The sequence below is a fragment of the Actinomadura sp. 3N407 genome, assembly GCF_052245875.1.
Lineage (GTDB): Bacteria > Actinomycetota > Actinomycetes > Streptosporangiales > Streptosporangiaceae > Spirillospora.
Genome location: NZ_JBQQBP010000016.1, coordinates 1 through 16767 on the forward strand (window position 1 = coordinate 1; position 16767 = coordinate 16767).

General features: G+C 70.8%; 16 protein-coding genes. 15 read left to right on the plus strand and 1 reads right to left on the minus strand.

Annotated features, from left to right (window positions below; translation table 11 throughout):
- Nucleotides 1-216: 216 nt before the first annotated feature.
- The 9 genes from dop (at nt 217) to ACTWPP_RS32575 (ending at nt 9098) form a co-directional block, all read left to right on the plus strand.
- The gene (dop, locus tag ACTWPP_RS32535; RefSeq protein ID WP_443108217.1) at nt 217-1734 is read left to right on the plus strand and encodes a depupylase/deamidase Dop; all 1518 of its coding nucleotides are present in this window, start codon (nt 217-219) and stop codon (nt 1732-1734) included.
- 279 nt (nt 1735-2013) lie between these two features.
- Nucleotides 2014-2223: a ubiquitin-like protein Pup gene (locus ACTWPP_RS32540; protein WP_131884412.1), complete on the plus strand. Its 210-nt coding sequence runs from the start codon at nt 2014-2016 to the stop codon at nt 2221-2223.
- An 81-nt stretch (nt 2224-2304) separates the two neighbouring features.
- On the plus strand, nt 2305-3447 hold the full coding sequence (locus tag ACTWPP_RS32545) for an endonuclease VII domain-containing protein (protein WP_443108218.1): 1143 nt from the start codon (nt 2305-2307) through the stop codon (nt 3445-3447).
- A gap of 207 nt (nt 3448-3654) precedes the next feature.
- On the plus strand, nt 3655-4443 hold the full coding sequence (gene prcB, locus ACTWPP_RS32550; RefSeq protein WP_443108443.1) for a proteasome subunit beta: 789 nt from the start codon (nt 3655-3657) through the stop codon (nt 4441-4443).
- 21 nt (nt 4444-4464) lie between these two features.
- On the plus strand, nt 4465-5280 hold the full coding sequence (gene prcA / locus ACTWPP_RS32555; RefSeq protein ID WP_443108219.1) for a proteasome subunit alpha: 816 nt from the start codon (nt 4465-4467) through the stop codon (nt 5278-5280).
- 182 nt (nt 5281-5462) lie between these two features.
- Entirely contained in the window at nt 5463-6821 is a 1359-nt protein-coding gene (pafA, locus tag ACTWPP_RS32560; protein ID WP_358466927.1) for a Pup--protein ligase, read from the plus strand.
- Nucleotides 6822-6920: 99 nt separating this feature from the next.
- Nucleotides 6921-7850, plus strand: coding sequence for an FKBP-type peptidyl-prolyl cis-trans isomerase (locus tag ACTWPP_RS32565; RefSeq protein WP_443108220.1), 930 nt, complete (start codon nt 6921-6923; stop codon nt 7848-7850).
- A gap of 54 nt (nt 7851-7904) precedes the next feature.
- Entirely contained in the window at nt 7905-8567 is a 663-nt protein-coding gene (locus ACTWPP_RS32570; protein ID WP_443108221.1) for a helix-turn-helix transcriptional regulator, read from the plus strand.
- A 33-nt stretch (nt 8568-8600) separates the two neighbouring features.
- On the plus strand, nt 8601-9098 hold the full coding sequence (locus tag ACTWPP_RS32575; RefSeq protein WP_443108222.1) for a DUF3291 domain-containing protein: 498 nt from the start codon (nt 8601-8603) through the stop codon (nt 9096-9098).
- Nucleotides 9099-9102: 4 nt separating this feature from the next.
- On the opposite strand, the gene ACTWPP_RS32580 is transcribed toward ACTWPP_RS32575, so the two are convergent.
- Nucleotides 9103-10185, minus strand: coding sequence for a DUF3866 family protein (locus tag ACTWPP_RS32580; protein WP_443108223.1), 1083 nt, complete (start codon nt 10183-10185; stop codon nt 9103-9105).
- A gap of 101 nt (nt 10186-10286) precedes the next feature.
- Here ACTWPP_RS32580 and ACTWPP_RS32585 point away from each other — a divergent pair, with 101 nt between their 5' ends.
- The 6 genes from ACTWPP_RS32585 to ACTWPP_RS32610 all read left to right on the plus strand — a co-directional run bounded on the left by ACTWPP_RS32585 (nt 10287) and on the right by ACTWPP_RS32610 (nt 16700).
- The gene (locus ACTWPP_RS32585; RefSeq protein WP_443108224.1) at nt 10287-11303 is read left to right on the plus strand and encodes a helix-turn-helix transcriptional regulator; all 1017 of its coding nucleotides are present in this window, start codon (nt 10287-10289) and stop codon (nt 11301-11303) included.
- Nucleotides 11300-12316: a helix-turn-helix transcriptional regulator gene (locus ACTWPP_RS32590; protein WP_443108225.1), complete on the plus strand. Its 1017-nt coding sequence runs from the start codon at nt 11300-11302 to the stop codon at nt 12314-12316. Before ACTWPP_RS32585 ends, ACTWPP_RS32590 begins: the two co-directional genes overlap by 4 nt.
- Nucleotides 12317-12338: 22 nt before the next feature.
- Nucleotides 12339-12560: a hypothetical protein gene (locus tag ACTWPP_RS32595; RefSeq protein ID WP_443108226.1), complete on the plus strand. Its 222-nt coding sequence runs from the start codon at nt 12339-12341 to the stop codon at nt 12558-12560.
- Between the two features lie 24 nt (nt 12561-12584).
- Nucleotides 12585-12917 (plus strand): Sec-independent protein translocase subunit TatA, encoded by a 333-nt coding sequence (tatA, locus tag ACTWPP_RS32600; protein ID WP_443108227.1) that lies wholly within the window; start codon nt 12585-12587, stop codon nt 12915-12917.
- A 46-nt stretch (nt 12918-12963) separates the two neighbouring features.
- Nucleotides 12964-13827 (plus strand): twin-arginine translocase subunit TatC, encoded by an 864-nt coding sequence (gene tatC, locus ACTWPP_RS32605; protein ID WP_443108228.1) that lies wholly within the window; start codon nt 12964-12966, stop codon nt 13825-13827.
- Nucleotides 13828-13931: 104 nt separating this feature from the next.
- Nucleotides 13932-16700 (plus strand): DEAD/DEAH box helicase, encoded by a 2769-nt coding sequence (locus tag ACTWPP_RS32610; protein ID WP_443108229.1) that lies wholly within the window; start codon nt 13932-13934, stop codon nt 16698-16700.
- Nucleotides 16701-16767: the final 67 nt, after the last annotated feature.

Genomic DNA, 16767 nt, shown 5'->3' on the forward strand with positions numbered 1-16767 from the left:
ACCTCCGCCCGGTAGATGTTCCCCGGCCCCGCCACCACCGACTGATCCATCAACAGCACCGCGATCGGCGTCCGCGCACGACTCACACGCCGCCACGCCCCCCCCGGCGCGGCGGCCCCCCCGCGGGTTGGCCGCCGCGTCCGCATGCCCCGCCACACCCCCCGCGAACACCCGGCCCCATGGCTCCACCCCGCGCACCCCGATAGGCTCGACGATATGAGTGTTCGGCGGGTGATGGGCATCGAGACCGAGTACGGCATCTCCGTACCCGGGCAGCCAGGGGCCAACGCGATGGTGACCTCCTCCCAGGTCGTCAACGCCTACCTCGCGGCCTCCGCGGCACGAGCCCGCAGAGCCCGCTGGGACTTCGAAGAGGAGAACCCACTCCGCGACGCCCGCGGATTCGACCTCGCCCGCGAAGTCGCCGACCCCACCCAGCTCACCGACGAAGACCTCGGCCTCGCCAACGTCATCCTCACCAACGGCGCACGCCTCTACGTCGACCACGCCCACCCCGAATACTCCGCACCCGAATGCACCAACCCCCGCGACGCCGTCATCTGGGACAAGGCCGGAGAACGCGTCATGGCCGACGCCGCACAACGCGCCGCCATGGTCCCCGGCACCCACCCCATCCAGCTCTACAAGAACAACACCGACAACAAGGGCGCCTCCTACGGCTGCCATGAGAACTACCTCATGCGCCGCGAGACGCCCTTCGCCGACATCGTCCGCCACCTCACCCCGTTCTTCGTCTCCCGCCAGGTCGTCTGCGGCGCCGGCCGCGTCGGCATCGGCGTCGACGGCCGCGGCGACGGCTTCCAGATCAGCCAGCGCGCCGACTTCTTCGAAGTCGAAGTAGGCCTCGAAACCACCCTCAAACGCCCCATCATCAACACCCGCGACGAACCCCACGCCGACCCCGAGAAATACCGCCGCCTCCACGTCATCATCGGCGACGCCAACATGGCCGAGCTGTCCACCTACCTCAAGCTCGGCACCACCTCACTCGTCCTCGCCATGATCGAGGACGGCTTCCTCACCGTCGACCTGTCCGTCGACATGCCCGTCGCCGCGCTCCGCGCCGTCTCCCACGACCCGTCCTGCAAGCACCTGCTCACCCTCCGCGACGGCCGCAAGATGACCGCCGTCCAGCTCCAGATGGAGTACCTCGAGCAGTCCCGCAAGTACGTCGAGGACCGCTTCGGCTCCGACGTCGACGAGATGACCACCGACGTCCTCGACCGCTGGGAATCGGTCCTCCACCGCCTCGGCGACGACCCCATGCAGCTGTCCCGCGAACTCGACTGGGTCGCCAAGCTCGCCCTCCTCGAGGGCTACCGCACCCGCGACAACCTCGACTGGTCCCACTCCCGCCTGCAACTCGTCGACCTGCAGTACAGCGACGTCAGGCCCGACAAGGGCCTTTACAACCGGCTCGTGGACCGCGGCCGCATCGACCGCGTCATCACCGAGGCCCAGGTCGAAGCCGCCGTGGAGGACCCGCCCGAGGACACCCGAGCCTACTTCCGCGGCCGCTGCCTGCGCCAGTACGCCGAATCCGTCGCGGCCGCCTCCTGGGACTCGGTCATCTTCGACGTGCCGGGCCGTGAGTCCCTCCAGCGCGTCCCCACCCTGGAGCCCCTCCGCGGCACCAAGCAGCACGTAGGCCCCCTCCTGGACCGCTGCCGGACCGCGGCCGACCTCGTGGCCACCCTGACCGGCCAGAGCTGACACGCCCTTCTGAGCCCGGACGACGCATGAGCGCCGTCCGGGCTCATTCGCGCCCATTGGATAGTGTGGCTATCGAGCCCTATCGCCCCGCTGACCTGCACTGACAGGTGACGTCTCGGTTTCGTGACCGGTATGCCCGTTTCAGTGGCCGGTGGACGGGCGATAACCCGAGCAAGTCCCCGGCCCCCGGGTGCGGAGGCGGCGAAACGGGTTTCAAGATCCGCTAACCGCCGAAGATCGGGGATAGGGTCGGTAGGACCGGCAGAGCGGAGGTACGAGATGGCCACGAAGGACACCGGCGGTCAGAAGCAGACCCCCCGGCGCACGGAAGAGGTCGAAGAGACCGAGGCCACGACCACCGAGGACGTGCAGGAGCGCCAGGAGAAGCTCACCGACGACGTGGACACAATTCTCGACGAAATAGACGAAGTTCTCGAAGAGAACGCAGAGGATTTCATCCGTTCATACGTCCAAAAAGGCGGACAGTAATACCCAAATCGGACATATCGAGAAATCTGATGTTCGCGTTTCCCTCCGGGGTCACACGGAAATCTGAATAGCCTGCAAGGCATGGGCGAGGCCATTAAGGTCTCGCCCATGACTTCGAAAAGGTGTCCTGACTGTCATCAGGTCAAACCGGTCAAAGACTTCTCGAAGCGCAGGGCGTCTCCCGACGGCTTGGCGCCGTACTGCAGAGAGTGCTACGGCCTGCGTAATGCCGCCTCATATCGGAAAAGACAGGCAAGGCAGGGCAAAGAGGCGAGAGAGTACCGCAGGCATTCGGCCGTCCCGGACGGGATGAAATACTGCCCTCGCTGTCAGGAGATCAAGCCGTTCGATGAGTTCGGAAAGAACCGCTCCAACAAGTCCGGACTCACCGCCTATTGCCGCCCCTGCCACACGGCCACTGCTCTGGAGAACCGCCGTCGCAACCATGGGAGCGAGCGGAACTACCTCCTGAAGCTGCGCTATGGCCTCACCGAGGAGCAGGTGGAGCAGATGATCGCCGAGCAGGGCGGCATCTGCGTCATCTGTCTCCGCGCCGAAGCGAAGCACGTGGACCACGACCACATGACGGGGCTCGTCCGCCGTGTCCTGTGCTTCAAGTGCAACGGAGCGCTCGGCCAGTTCGAGGACGATCCGGAGCGCCTGCGGCTCGCGGCGGAATACCTGGAGCTGGAGGGCTCGCAAGCGCGGTGGCTGGAGCGCGAGACGGGTGCCCGGGTCTTCGGCGGTCCGGATCGGGTGCGTTCGGACCCGGGCTGGTGGACGAGGTCGGACTCGCTGGGATCGCCGAGGCACTACCACCTGCGCCAGAAGTACGGGATCAACGATGAGGACGCCGACTGGCTGCTGAAGATGCAGGTCGGCCTCTGCGCCGTCTGCTTCGATTTCCCGGCGAAGCACGTCGACCATGACCACAGGACAGGCGCGGTGCGCGGTATCGCGTGCCATGGCTGCAACACGGGCATGGGTCAGCTCCGCGATGACCCGATTGCCCTTCGCCGCGCGGCGGACTATCTGATGGGCGGTCTGGTCAGGACGGTTCCGGCCTCCACGGGCGGGACACGTCTGTCGTTCACCGTCCCCGACGCGGATCCCGTGAAGGTGCCGCCTGGCGGCTGGACGGCGCGTTGGGAGGCGGACGGGCGGCATCGTAAGGTGAACCCGGAGCTCGGGATCCTGCGCGTGGGGCCTGTCTGGGTGGAGTGACGGCGGGGATTGTGGTCAGGGTTCGCCGTGGGCGGACTCGGCGGGGGATCATGCGGCATGCGCGTGGGCGACCTTGAACAGTAGGGTCGTAGTCGTCCGCGCCGGTGGGGTTGTGAGGAGCCGGTGCCATGGTGGAGGGAAGGGAGTCGCGTGGCGTCCCACGAATCGCACACCGGGCGTCTGCCGGGGTTGTTCGCGAGCCCGGACATGTCGTCGTTCACGGAGTTCCTGGGGGCGTACTCGCCGGAGTCGCTGCCCGGCAGGCGGACGCCGCCGGCGTCGCGGGTGGGGGATGAGATCCCGCACGGGACGACGATCGTCGTGGTGAGTTTCCCCGGCGGGGTGGTGATGGCGGGGGACCGGCGGGCGACGGCGGGGAACGTGATCGCGCAGCGGGACATCGAGAAGGTGTTCCGGGCGGACGAGTTCTCGGCGATCGCGATCGCGGGGACGGCGGGCATCGGCATCGAGATGGTGCGGTTGTTCCAGGTGGAGCTGGAGCATTACGAGAAGCGTGAGGGCCGGACGCTGTCGGTGGAGGGCAAGGCGAATCGGCTGGCGACGATGGTGCGGCAGAACCTGGCGATGGCGATGCAGGGGCTGGCGGTGGTGCCGTTGTTCGCGGGTTATGACGAGGAGCGGGATGAGGGGCGGATCTTCTCGTACGACCCGGCGGGGGGCCGGTACGAGGAGCGGGATTTCCACTCGGTCGGCTCGGGGTCGGTGTTCGCGCGTGGGGCGCTGAAGAAGTTGTACCGGCCGGAGTTGTCGGCGGAGGACGCGGCGCTGGTGTGCGTGCAGGCGCTGTACGACGCGGCCGATGACGATTCGGCGACCGGTGGGCCCGATCTGACGCGCCGGATCTTCCCGGTGGTGGCGTCGGTGACGTCGGAGGGGTATCGCCGGCTGGGCGAGGACGAGGTGGGCGCGTTGGCGCAGGCCGTCGTCGATGGACGTTACGACTCGCCGGGCGGGCCGACCGCCCCGCTGCGATAGAAGGGATCCATACCGGTGTCCATGCCGTTCTACGTTTCGCCCGAACAGCAGATGAAGGACAAGGCGGACTATGCGCGTAAAGGGATCGCGCGTGGCCGCAGTGTCGTGGTGCTGCAGTATGACGACGGCATCTTGTTCGTGGCGGACAATCCGTCGCGGGCGCTGCACAAGATCAGTGAGATCTATGACCGGATCGCGTTCGCGGCGGTGGGGAAGTACAACGAGTTCGAGAATCTGCGGCTGGGCGGTGTGCGGTACGCCGACATCAACGGATATCAGTACGACCGCCGGGACGTGACGGCGCGGGGTCTGGCGAACGTGTACGCGCAGTCGCTGGGGACGATCTTCACGGAGACGAACAAGCCGTACGAGGTGGAGCTGGTCGTCGCGGAGGTGGGCGATGACGCGGAGACGGACCAGATCTACCGGCTGACGTTCGACGGGTCGGTGGCGGACGAGCACGGCTATGTGGCGATGGGCGGGCAGGCGGACGCGGTGGCGGAGTCGTTGAAGGACGGCTACCGGGAGGGTTCGTCGCTGGCGGGGGCGTTGCGGACGGCGGTGCGGGCGCTGGAGGCGCAGGACACGGACCGGCATCTGGAGGCGACGTCGCTGGAGGTCGCGGTGCTGGACCGCAATCGGGAGCATCGGCTGTTCAAGCGGCTGGCGGCGGCGCGGATCGGTGATCTGCTGTCGGCGGCGGATGAGGGGCCGTCGGGGGCGTCTTCGGGCGGGGAGGACGCAGGCGCGGACACCGGGTCGGGTGCGGACACGGGGTCGGGTTCGGCGGCGAAGCCGGCGAAGCGGGAGAAGGGCGCCGGGGGGGACGAGGACTGATTCGCAGGTCGGGGCGCCGCCGGGTGGCGGGGTTCCCGGCCGGGTGCGGGCCCGTCGTGGCGGGGTGGTGGTGGCCGCCCTTGCCGTGGCGGGCCTGTCGCGTGTGCGGCGGGGGTCGGTCCGGGGGAAACGGTGGGCTGGAGAGACTGCCAAGTGGGGGCTTGGCCGCATAGGGTCGTGGTGTGGACAGGCGCATCTTCGGGCTTGAGAACGAGTACGGCGTCACCTGTACCTTCCGGGGGCAGCGGCGGTTGTCACCGGACGAGGTGGCGCGCTATCTGTTCCGGAGGGTGGTGTCGTGGGGTCGTAGCAGCAACGTGTTCCTGCGTAATGGGGCGCGGCTCTACCTGGACGTGGGGAGTCACCCGGAGTATGCGACGCCGGAGTGCGACAGCGTCGTGGATCTGGTGACGCACGACAAGGCCGGTGAGCGGATTCTGGAGGGTTTGCTGGTCGATGCGGAGCGGCGGTTGCGCGAGGAGGGCATCGCCGGTGACATCTACCTTTTCAAGAACAACACGGATTCGGCGGGGAACTCGTACGGCTGCCATGAGAATTATCTGGTGGGGCGGCACGGGGAGTTCGGCCGGCTGGCGGATGTGCTGATTCCGTATCTGGTGACGAGGCAGATCATCTGTGGTGCGGGGAAGGTGCTGCAGACGCCGCGTGGGGCGGTGTACTGCGTGTCGCAGCGGGCGGAGCACATCTGGGAGGGCGTGTCGTCGGCGACGACGCGGTCGCGTCCGATCATCAATACGCGGGATGAGCCGCATGCGGACGCGGAGCGGTTCCGGCGCCTGCATGTGATCGTCGGGGACTCGAACATGAGTGAGACGACGATGCTGCTGAAGGTGGGCGCGACGGATCTGGTGCTGCGGATGATCGAGGCGGGCGTGGTGATGCGCGACCTGACGCTGGAGAATCCGATCCGGGCGATCCGTGAGGTCAGTCATGACATGACGGGGCGGCGGAAGGTGCGGCTGGCGAACGGCCGGGAGGCGAGTTCGCTGGAGATCCAGAAGGAGTATTACGGGAAGGCGCGCGATTTCGTGGACGCGCGTGGCGGGGACGCGACGGCGAAGCGGGTGCTGGAGCTGTGGGAGCGGACGCTGCGTGCGGTGGAGACGGGCGAGCTGGATCTGGTGGCGCGGGAGATCGACTGGGTGGCGAAGTATCAGCTGATCGAGCGGTATCGGCGGAAGTACGATCTGCCGTTGTCGTCGCCGCGTGTGGCGCAGCTGGATTTGACGTATCACGATGTGCATCGTGAGCGGGGGCTGTATTACCTGCTGGAGAAGCGGGGGGCGGTGGATCGGGTGACGCGGGATCTGGACATTTTCGAGGCGAAGTCGGTTCCGCCGCAGACGACGCGGGCGCGGCTGCGGGGTGAGTTCATCCGGAAGGCGCAGGAGAAGCGGCGTGATTTCACGGTGGACTGGGTGCATCTGAAGCTGAATGATCAGGCGCAGCGGACGGTGCTGTGCAAGGACCCGTTCCGGTCGGTGGATGAGCGGGTGGACAAGCTGATCGCCGGTATGTAGGGGTGGGTGCGACACGTGTGCGCCGGGGGCTACCGGCTGGTCACTTGGGCGGTAGGGTGAGCGCGCAGTAGCGCTCACCGCCCCTCGAAGGACCCCCGTATGCGTCGTCGTGTCCGGTTGTTGCCCGTGGTCGCCGTTCTTGTCGCGCCGTTGGTGCTGTCCGCGTGTTCGGGTGGCGGCTTGGACGTCACGGTGCGCGGGGATTTCGGGAAGCTGCCGGAGGTGGAGTTCCCGAAGGGCGAGCCGGGTGGGTCTCTGGCGGTGGAGACCCTCAAGGAGGGGGACGGCGCGGCGGCGCGCAAGGGTGATCTGGTGGTGGCCGACTATGTGGGCTACCGGTGGAGTGAGTCGGAGCGGAAGCTGCTGGCGAGCAGCTATTCGAAGGGGCGGCCGGGTGCGTTCCCGACGGGGCAGCTGGTGCCGGGGTTGACGAAGGCGTTGGAGGGGGCGCGTCCGGGTTCGCGTGTGGTGGCGCGGATTCCGCCGGAGGACGGCTTCGGTGAGAAGGGCGACCCGAAGCATCAGGTGGGCGGGGACGACACGCTGGTGTACGTGCTGGACGTGCGGGCGGTGTATCCGCGGACGGCGGGGCCGCGCGGGAAGGCGCAGGCGCCGCTGGACGATCCGGGGCTGCCGAGGGTGGGGGATGCGGCGGCGGGGCGTGCGCCGGCGGTGTCGATGCCGCGGGGTGCGGCGCCGAGGAAGCTGCAGGTGCGGACGCTGGTGCGGGGGGACGGCCCGGCGGTGCGGAAGGGGCAGCTGCTGGCGTTGCAGTACGCGGGGTATTTCTGGCGTGACGGGAAGGTGTTCAACTCGTCGTGGTCGGAGGGGCATCCGGCGGCGGTGACGATCGGGACCGGTCAGGTGATGAAGGGCTGGGACGAGGGTCTGGTCGGGCAGCGGGTGGGGAGCCGGGTGCTGTTGGTGGTGCCTCCGTCGCTGGGGTACGGGGAGAAGGGCCTGGCGCAGTTCGGGATCAAGGGGAGCGACACGCTGGTGTTCGTGGTGGATCTGCTGGGTGTGCATTGACGGTGGTGGTCGCTCCGTTCTAAGCGGAGTCCTCGTTGTTCTTAGAATGGCGGGGTGGAGGACATCGACGCGATCGCGTTGCTTCAGGATCCGGTGCGGCGGCGGCTGTACGAGTTCGTGGCGGTGCAGGGCCGTGAGGTGGGGCGGAACGAGGCGGCCGAGGCGGCGGGTGTGGCGCGGACGCTGGCGGCGTTCCATTTGGACAAGCTGGTGGACGCGGGGTTGCTGGAGGCGGGGAGCAGGCGGCTGACGGGGCGTTCGGGGCCGGGTGCGGGGCGTCCGGCGAAGGTGTACCGGCGGTCGGCGGGGGAGCGGGGCGTGTCGGTGCCGGCGCGTGATTACCGGACGGCGGCGGGTTTGCTGGCGGAGGCGGCGGAGGCGGCCGGGCTGGACGTCGAGGTGCGGGACGCGGCGCGGCGGCGTGGGCTGGCGTTGCGGGGGCCGGGCGGGCCGTGCGGGGGTTTGGGGGAGTTGGCGGAGGTTCTGTCGGCCCGTGGCTATGACCCGGTTGCGGATGAGGGCGGCGCGGTCCTGCGGATGCGCAATTGCCCGTTTCATGTGGTGGCGGAGGCGTTTCCGCCGTTGGTGTGCGGGATGAATCTGGCGTTGCTGGAGGGGCTTGTCGAGGGGTCTTCGCGGGTGCGTGTGCGGATGGATCCGCGTCCGGGCTGGTGTTGTGCGGTTGCCGAGACCCCTTCTAAAAACAATGAGCATTGACATAGAAGCGGGCACCGTGGTGGGGTGAGGCCCATGACCGAACACGCCCCCGCCCGCGCGCACCATCTCGCCCAGTTCAACGTCGCCGCGCTCCGCTTCCCCCTGGACGATCCGCGGATGGGGGACTTCGTCGCGATGCTCGAACCCGTCAACGCGCTCGCCGACGCGGCCCCCGGGTTCGTGTGGCGGCTGACGGAGGACGGCGAGCCCGACGCCACCGGGATGCGCCCCGCCGGCGACGACGTGATCGTCAATTTCTCGGTGTGGGAGTCGGCCGAGGCGCTGTGGGACTTCGTCTACCGCAGCGCGCACCTGGAGACGATGCGGCGCCGCCGGGAGTGGTTCCGGCGGCACGTGGACGCGCACGCCGTCCTGTGGTGGATACCCGCCGGCCGCGTCCCGACCGTCGAGGAGGCGCTGGAGCGCCTGGCCCTGCTCCGCGAGCGGGGCCCGTCCCCGGGCGCCTTCACCTTCGCCTCCGCCTACACCGCCGGGGAGGCCGCGGGCGCCGGGGAGGCGGCGGCCGTCTGAGGCGTCAGCCGAGGAGGGCGGCGGTGTGGCGGCCCGCGGCGGCGGCGGTGAGGAAGTAGGGCAGGTCCTCGTCGAGGCGGCGGCCCATGGTCGACAGCCGGACGCCCCAGTCCTTCTCGGCGGCGCTCAGGGTCTCGTGGAGGCCGTCGACGGGGACGGGGACGAGGCGGTGGCGGTCGCCGAGCGGCGCGGCGCCGGCGGCGACGCGGGCGCCGAAGGGGCCGCCGAGTTCGGGGACGGGGATGTCGGCGGCGGCGAGGGCGACGCGGCCGTACGCGGTGAGGGAGTGGTGGGAGACGCCGATGTGGCGTTCGCGCTTGTCGCCTTCGCTGACGCGCAGGGATCCGACGGGCCGGCCGCCGAGGACGGACGCGGCGTTGACGGCCTCGCCGGCCGTGACGCCCGAGAAGCCCCACCGGGTGCCCGTCCCCAGGTTCCCGGGGCCCTGCGCGAGGACGGCGGCGTCGGCGCCGAGGATGAGGCGGGCGGCGAGGAGGCCGGTGTGGACGGTGACGGCTTCGAGGTCGCCGCCGAAGGCCTGCCCGGCGGTGACGGTGGCGGCGAGGACGCCGGCGTCCTTGAGGCGGGCGATGGACATGGAGAACCAGGCCGGCAGCGCCCCGCCGTCCGGCATGACGTACACGACCCGTGCGGCGGGCCGGTCGGCGAGGAGCGCGGCGAGGATCGGCGGGAGCGCGGAGTGCAGGTCGGCGACGATGACGGGCATGCCGTCGAGCGAGTCGGCGTCGCGGAGGACGTCGTGGTGGGGGGAGTCCTGCTCGTCGGCGCCGAGGACGGTCGCCTGGAGGGGCGTGTAGCGGGCCTTGACGAGGTGGCCGGGGCCGGTCGGGTCGGGCGGGAGGCGGTCGGGGATCGCGACGACCATGGCGTAGCCGCCGGTGCCGAGGCCCATCGCCAAGGCCGTAGTGTTGAGCAGGACGGTGTCGCCGGGTTCGGGCCGGCCCACGAGGGCGGGATAGGCCAGGGCGCGGTGTGCGCCGTCGCCCCCGATCGAGACGTTCAGTTCGACCGCCCCGGGCCATTCGCGGCGGATGTCCTCAACTGTGCCTTTACGCCATCGGATCACACCGGGAAACGGTAGCGTCCTGAACGGCGGGACGCGGCCGTGGACGGCCGGACCCGCCGAGCGCGGCTCAGGGGTCGATGGAGCGAAGAGGTGGTGACGAAGTGTCGCGGCGCAAGACCGAGCGCCTGCTCAATCTGGTGGTCTGCCTGCTCGCCACCCGGCGCTATCTGACGGCCGAGCAGATCCGCCGTGCGGTGCCCGGGTATCCGGAATCGGGCGAGGCGTTCAAGCGGATGTTCGAGCGGGACAAGGAGGAGCTGCGTGAGCTCGGCGTCCCGCTGGAGGTGGGCAGCGACCGGCAGGGCGGCGGCGGTGAGGAGATCGGGTACCGGATCCCGCCGCAGGCCTACGAGCTCCCCGAGATCCATCTGACGCCGGACGAGGCGGCGGTGCTGGGGCTGGCGGCGCGGGTGTGGCAGCGGGCCAGCATGGCGGAGGCGGCGTCGGGGGCGCTTTTGAAGCTGCGCGCGGCCGGGGTGGAGACCGACGCGCCCGCGGCGGTGGGCATCGAGCCGCGGGTCGACACGCAGGACCCGGCGTTCCCGGCCCTGTGGGAGGCGGTGCGGGACGGGCGGCCGGTCGCGTTCGACTATCAGGGGATCGGGCGGACGTCGGTGGCGCGGCGGCATCTGGAGCCGTGGGGCGTGGTGAGCCGGCGGGGCCGCTGGTACGCGGTCGGGTTCGACCGGGACCGCGACGAGCAGCGGGTGTTCCGGCTGAGCCGCATCGTCGGGGACGTGGCGGCGGACGGGCCGGCCGGTTCGGTGACCGTCCCGGACGGGGTGGACGTGCGGCGCATCGCGTTCGACTGGGGCGATCCGGTGAGCGAGCCGCGCCCGGCGGCGGTGCTGCTGCGGGCGGGTGCGGCGCAGGGGCCGCGGCGGTGGGCCAGGGACGTGCGGCCCGCGAAGGACGGGCCCGGCGACGGGGAGTGGGACGAGGCGACCCTGTCGTTCCGCGACGCGGACCGGTTCGCGCCGTATCTGGCGCGGTTCGCGGGCGACGTGGTGGTGCTGGATCCGCCGGACCTGCGGGAGGCGGTGATCCAGCATCTGAAGTCGGTGCTGGCGGGGCAGCAGGGGGCGGCCGAGGCGGACGGGACGGTGAACGGCCGGTGACCGCGAAGGCGACCGGTAAGAGCACCCCGAAGGGGCCGGCGACGACGTCGACGGACCGGCTGGGGCGGCTGCTGGCGCTCGTCCCGTACGTGGTGAACCGCGACTCGGTGGCGCTCGGGGAGGCGGCCGCCGCGTTCGGGGTGACGGAGAAGCAGCTGATCGACGACCTGAACCTGCTGTGGTGCGTGGAGCTGCGGGCGCCCGATCCGTACTGCCCGATCGACCTGTCCTACGAGGGCGGGGAGATCACGGTGGCGGAGGCGGAGTCGATCGCGCGGCCGCTGCGGCTGAAGGTGGACGAGGCGTCGGCGCTGCTGGTGGCGCTGCGGATGCTGGCGGGCATCCCGGGCCTGGACGACCGGGACGCGCTCAGCCGGGTGATCGCCAAGCTGGAGAGCGCGGCGGGCGCGGCGGCGGCGGTGTCCAGCCAGGTCGCGGTGGAGGTGGACGCGTACGGCGGGTCCGCCGACCCCGCCCGCAGCGGCCTGGGCACGCTGCGGGACGCGATCGCGCGGGGACGCCGCGTGCACCTGACGTACTACGTCCCGGCGCGGGACGAGAACACCGAACGCGACGTGGACCCGATGCGGCTGCTGGTCGTGGAGGGCAACACGTACCTGGAGGGGTGGTGCCGGCGGGCGGAGGCGGTGCGGCTGTTCAAGCTGGACCGGATCGCCGACCTGGCGGTGCTGGACGTGCCGGCGAGCGTCCCGGACGACGCCGAGCCGATCGACGTGGACGCGGGGCTGTTCCGCCCGTCGCCGCAGGACGAGGCGGTGACGCTGGAGTTGACGCCGCGGGGCCGGTGGGTGGCCGACTACTACCCGTGCGAGAGCGTCGAGGAGCTGGGGGAGGGGCGGCTTCGGGTGGTGCTGCGCACCCCCGACACCCGGTGGGTGCGGGGCCTGGCGCTGCGGCTCGGCGACCAGGGCCGTGTCGTGTCGCCCGCGGGGCTGGCGTCGGGGATCCGCGAGGACGCGGTCCGGGCGCTGGCCCGCTACGGCATGGCGTGAGCGGATCGGCTACCGTGGCGGCGTGGCGTGGGTTGCGGTGTCGGTGTCGATGGGTTTCGTCGGCCTGGCCGTGCTCGCCTGGTGCGCGTTCAAGGTGTGGCTGGGCGTGCGGCGTTTCGGGCGTGAACTGGAGCGGACCAGGCGGCGGCTGGAGCCGAAACAGTCGGCGCTGCGCGATGAAGTCTCCCGGATGGAGGAAACGCGTGCGTCACAACCGCCCGAAGACGGCGTACGATCGTCCTGAGCACCCCTGCTGAAGAGGAACATCATGGCTGGACTTGGCACGACCGAGATTCTGATCATCCTGGCAGTCGTACTGCTGCTGTTCGGGTCGGCGAAGCTCCCGACGCTCGCGCGGTCGCTGGGCAAGTCGGCGCGGATCCTGAAGGCCGAGACAAAGGGCCTGCACGACGACGATGACGGCGACGATGACGGCAAGCCCGCGAAGGCCGCCGCGTCCGGGCAGTCCGGGCAGGAGGGGCAGGCTCCGAAGGACGAGGCGGCCGGTGACGGCCAGCGTCCCCGCGGCGCGCTCGGCGCCGGTGAGCCGATCCAGGGCGTGCCGGTTTCGGACCCAGGCCAGGTCCGCAGGGGCAGCTGACCTCCCTCCCGCGACCGCCGCCCGCCCCCGAGCCTGAATGCCGACGATGAAGCTGAGCAGGAGCGACACCGCCGCCCCCGACGGTCGCATGCCTCTCTTGGAGCATCTCCGTGAGCTGCGCAACCGGCTGATCAAGGCGATCCTGGGCCTCGTGCTCGGCGCGATCGTCGGGTGGATCCTTTTCGAGCCGATCTGGGACTTCCTCAAGCAGCCGTACACGCGGATCCCCGCCGAGCACTGCCTGGAAGGCAAGTGCGACCTGGTCGTCCACGGGATCTTCGACGGGTTCTTCGTCCGCCTGAAGGTCTCGCTGATGGTCGGGGCGGTGCTGTCGTCGCCGGTGTGGCTGTACCAGATCTGGGCGTTCGTCGCGCCGGGCCTGTACAACAAGGAGCGCCGCTGGACGTACACGTTCCTGGCGGCGGCGGTGCCGCTGTTCTGCCTCGGCGCCGCGCTGGCGTACCTGACGATGGACAAGGGCCTGCAGATCTTCATCGGGCTCGCGCCGGGCGACACGACCGTGCTGGTCGGCGTGCAGGACTATCTCGGCTACGCCCAGGCGATGCTGTTCATCTTCGGGCTGACGTTCGAGCTGCCGCTGTTCGTCGTGATGCTGAACCTCGTCGGCGTCCTCACCCACGCGCGGATCCGCAAGTCGCGGCGGCTGCTGATCTTCGGGGTGTTCGTGTTCGCCGCGATCGCCACCCCCAGCCAGGACCCGTTCACGATGCTGGCGCTGGCGCTGCCGACGATCGTGCTGTTCGAGGTCGCCGAGCTGATCGCGTTCCTGCACGACCGCCGCAAGGCCCGCGAACCCGACCCGTACGAGGGCCTGGCCGACGACGAGGTGTCCCCCCTGGACCTGGAGAAGATCGACGCGGAGCTGGAGGAGGGCGACCGCGCCCGCTGACCCGCCCGCCCGCCGGACCGCCCGCGGCGGGCTCGCCGCCGCCCGCGCGACCTGCCGGGGAACTGATTGGGAATCGGGGCGGTCGGAACCGTAGGCTCGAAGGCATGACCTCCCCCGACACGACGTCGGCCGGACACACCCCGGCCCAGCGGTACGCCGCCTACCGCAGGCGCACCGCGGGAAGCGGCCCGGCCCTGCTGGACTTCCGCACCCTGTACGACTTCGAGCTGGACCCGTTCCAGATCGAGGCGTGCCAGGCTCTGGAGGACGGCAGCGGCGTCCTGGTCGCCGCGCCCACCGGATCGGGAAAGACGGTGGTGGGGGAGTTCGCCGTCCACCTCGCCCTCACCGGCGGCGCCAAATGCTTCTACACCACGCCGATCAAGGCGCTGTCGAACCAGAAGTACGCCGACCTCGTCCGCCGGTACGGGCCCGAGAAGGTGGGGCTGCTCACCGGTGACAACAGCGTCAACGGCGAGGCGCCGATCGTCGTGATGACGACCGAGGTCCTGCGCAACATGCTGTACGCGGGGTCGCACACCCTCGCCGGGCTGGCGTTCGTCGTGATGGACGAGGTGCACTACCTCGCCGACCGGTTCCGCGGCGCCGTCTGGGAAGAGGTGATCATCCACGTTCCCGAGTCGGTGCGGATCGCGGCGCTGTCGGCGACCGTCAGCAACGCCGAGGAGTTCGGCGAATGGCTGCAGGAGGTGCGCGGCGACACGGCCGTGATCGTCGATGAGCACCGTCCCGTCCCGCTGTTCCAGCACATGCTCGTCGGCACCCGCCTGTACGACCTGTTCGTCGACACCGGCAAGGGCGGGGACCGGCAGGCCCGGCTGAACCCGCAGCTCACCCGCATGGCGGTGGAGGAGGTCCGCCGCGCCAAGGTCAACCAGGGGCGCCGCACCGGCCGGCGCCGCACGGCCCGCCCGCAGCGGTTCCGGCCCCCGGCGCGGCCCGACGTGATCGAGCGGCTGGAGCGCGCCGGGCTGCTCCCGGCGATCACGTTCATCTTCAGCCGCGCCGGCTGCGACGCCGCCGTCCTGCAGTGCCTGCACGCCGGGATCCGGCTCACCTCCAAGGAGGAGGCCGAGGAGATCCGCGCGCACGCCGAGCTGCGCACCGCCGACATCGCCGCGGAGGACCTGCGGATCCTCGGGTACGGCGATTTCCTCGCCGCCCTCGAACGCGGCGTCGCCGCCCACCACGCCGGGATGCTGCCGACGTTCAAGGAGATCGTCGAGGAGCTGTTCACCCGCGGGGTGATCAAGGCGGTGTTCGCGACGGAGACGCTCGCGCTCGGCATCAACATGCCCGCCCGCACCGTCGTGATCGAGAAGCTCGACAAGTGGAACGGCGAGGCGCACGTCGACCTCACGCCCGGCGAGTACACGCAGCTGACGGGCCGTGCCGGGCGCCGCGGCATCGACGTCGAAGGCCACGCCGTCGTGGTGTGGGGGCCGAGCGTGGAGCCCGCGTCGGTGGCGGGCCTCGCCGGCACCCGCACCTACCCGCTGAACTCCAGCTTCCGGCCGTCGTACAACATGGCCGTCAACCTCGTCGGCGCCGTCGGGATCGAACGCGCCCGCACGCTGCTGGAGGAGTCGTTCGCGCAGTTCCAGGCCGACCGCGCCGTCGTCGGCCTCGCCCGGCAGGTGCACAAGAACGAGGAGGCCCTCGCCGGGTACGCCGAGGCCGCCGAGTGCCACCTCGGCGACTTCATGGAGTACGCGGCGATGCGGCGCCGCCTGTCGGACCGTGAGGCCGAGCTGTCGCGGGAGCGGGCCGGTGCCCGCCGCGCCGAGGCCGCGAAGTCTCTGGAGCACCTGCGGCCCGGGGACGTCATCATCGTGCCGTCGGGGCGCCGCTCGGGCCTCGCCGTCGTCCTGGACCCCGGCGTCGGCCGCCGCTCCGACGGGCCCGCGCCCCTCGTGCTGACCGTGAACCGGTCGGTGCAGCGGCTGTCGATCCAGGACTTCCCGCGCGCCGTCGAGCCCGTCGAGCGGGTCCGCATCCCCAAGTCGTTCAGCCCCCGCAACCCGCAGGACCGCCGCGACCTGGCGTCGACGCTGCGCAACAAGGTCCCCGACGACGTGCGGGCCCGCAAGCGGTCCCGGGCCGACTCCGCCGCCGCCGACGACGCGGAGATCACCCGGCTGCGCGCGGAGCTGCGCCGCCACCCGGTGCACGGCTGCGACCAGCGGGAGGAGCACGCCCGGTGGGCCGAGCGGTACCACCGCCTCGACCGCGAGACCGAGCAGCTGCGCCGCCGCGTCGAGGGCCGCTCCCAGGTCATCGCGCGGACGTTCGACCGGGTCTGCGCCGTCCTGCAGCAGCTCGGGTACCTGGAGGGCGACTCGGTCACCGCGGAGGGCCGCCGCCTGGGCCGCATCTACAACGAGCTGGACCTGCTGACCGCCGAGAGCCTCCGCGAAGGGCTGTGGGAGAAGCTCGGCCACGCCGAGCTGGCCGCGTGCGTGTCCGCGCTGGTGTACGAGTCGCGCCAGCCCGACGACGCCGCGCCGCCCCGCACGCCCGCGGGCCCCGCGCAGGACGCCCTCGCGGCCATGGTGCGGCTGTGGGGCGTGCTGGAGGCCGTCGAGCACGACAACCGGGTGTCGTTCCTCCGCGAGCCCGACCTCGGGTTCGCGTGGACGGCGTACCGGTGGGCGAAGGGCGACGACCTCGACGAGGTCCTCCTCGAAAGCGACCTGACCGCGGGCGACTTCGTCCGCGCCGTCAAGCAGCTCCTGGACCTGCTCGGCCAGGTCGCCGACGCCGCCCCGCCGAACAGCCACATCCGCAAGACGGCCCGCCGCGCCATGGACGCCATGCGCCGCGGCGTCGTCGCCTACTCGTCGGTGGGGTGATCGGCGGGCGGCGCCAGGTCGGTGATCGCGCGGGCGGCGACCGCCGCCCGCCGCCCGCGGGACCGGC

What these genes read in the sequence shown, in the direction of transcription:
- dop (WP_443108217.1), top strand. Translation starts at nt 217, where the DNA reads ATGAGTGTTCGGCGGGTGATGGGCATCGAGACCGAGTACGGCATCTCC.
- ACTWPP_RS32540 (WP_131884412.1), top strand. Translation starts at nt 2,014, where the DNA reads ATGGCCACGAAGGACACCGGCGGTCAGAAGCAGACCCCCCGGCGCACG.
- ACTWPP_RS32545 (WP_443108218.1), top strand. Translation starts at nt 2,305, where the DNA reads ATGGGCGAGGCCATTAAGGTCTCGCCCATGACTTCGAAAAGGTGTCCT.
- prcB (WP_443108443.1), top strand. Translation starts at nt 3,655, where the DNA reads ATGTCGTCGTTCACGGAGTTCCTGGGGGCGTACTCGCCGGAGTCGCTG.
- prcA (WP_443108219.1), top strand. Translation starts at nt 4,465, where the DNA reads ATGCCGTTCTACGTTTCGCCCGAACAGCAGATGAAGGACAAGGCGGAC.
- ACTWPP_RS32565 (WP_443108220.1), top strand. Translation starts at nt 6,921, where the DNA reads ATGCGTCGTCGTGTCCGGTTGTTGCCCGTGGTCGCCGTTCTTGTCGCG.
- ACTWPP_RS32575 (WP_443108222.1), top strand. Translation starts at nt 8,601, where the DNA reads ATGACCGAACACGCCCCCGCCCGCGCGCACCATCTCGCCCAGTTCAAC.
- tatA (WP_443108227.1), top strand. Translation starts at nt 12,585, where the DNA reads ATGGCTGGACTTGGCACGACCGAGATTCTGATCATCCTGGCAGTCGTA.
- tatC (WP_443108228.1), top strand. Translation starts at nt 12,964, where the DNA reads ATGAAGCTGAGCAGGAGCGACACCGCCGCCCCCGACGGTCGCATGCCT.
- ACTWPP_RS32610 (WP_443108229.1), top strand. Translation starts at nt 13,932, where the DNA reads ATGACCTCCCCCGACACGACGTCGGCCGGACACACCCCGGCCCAGCGG.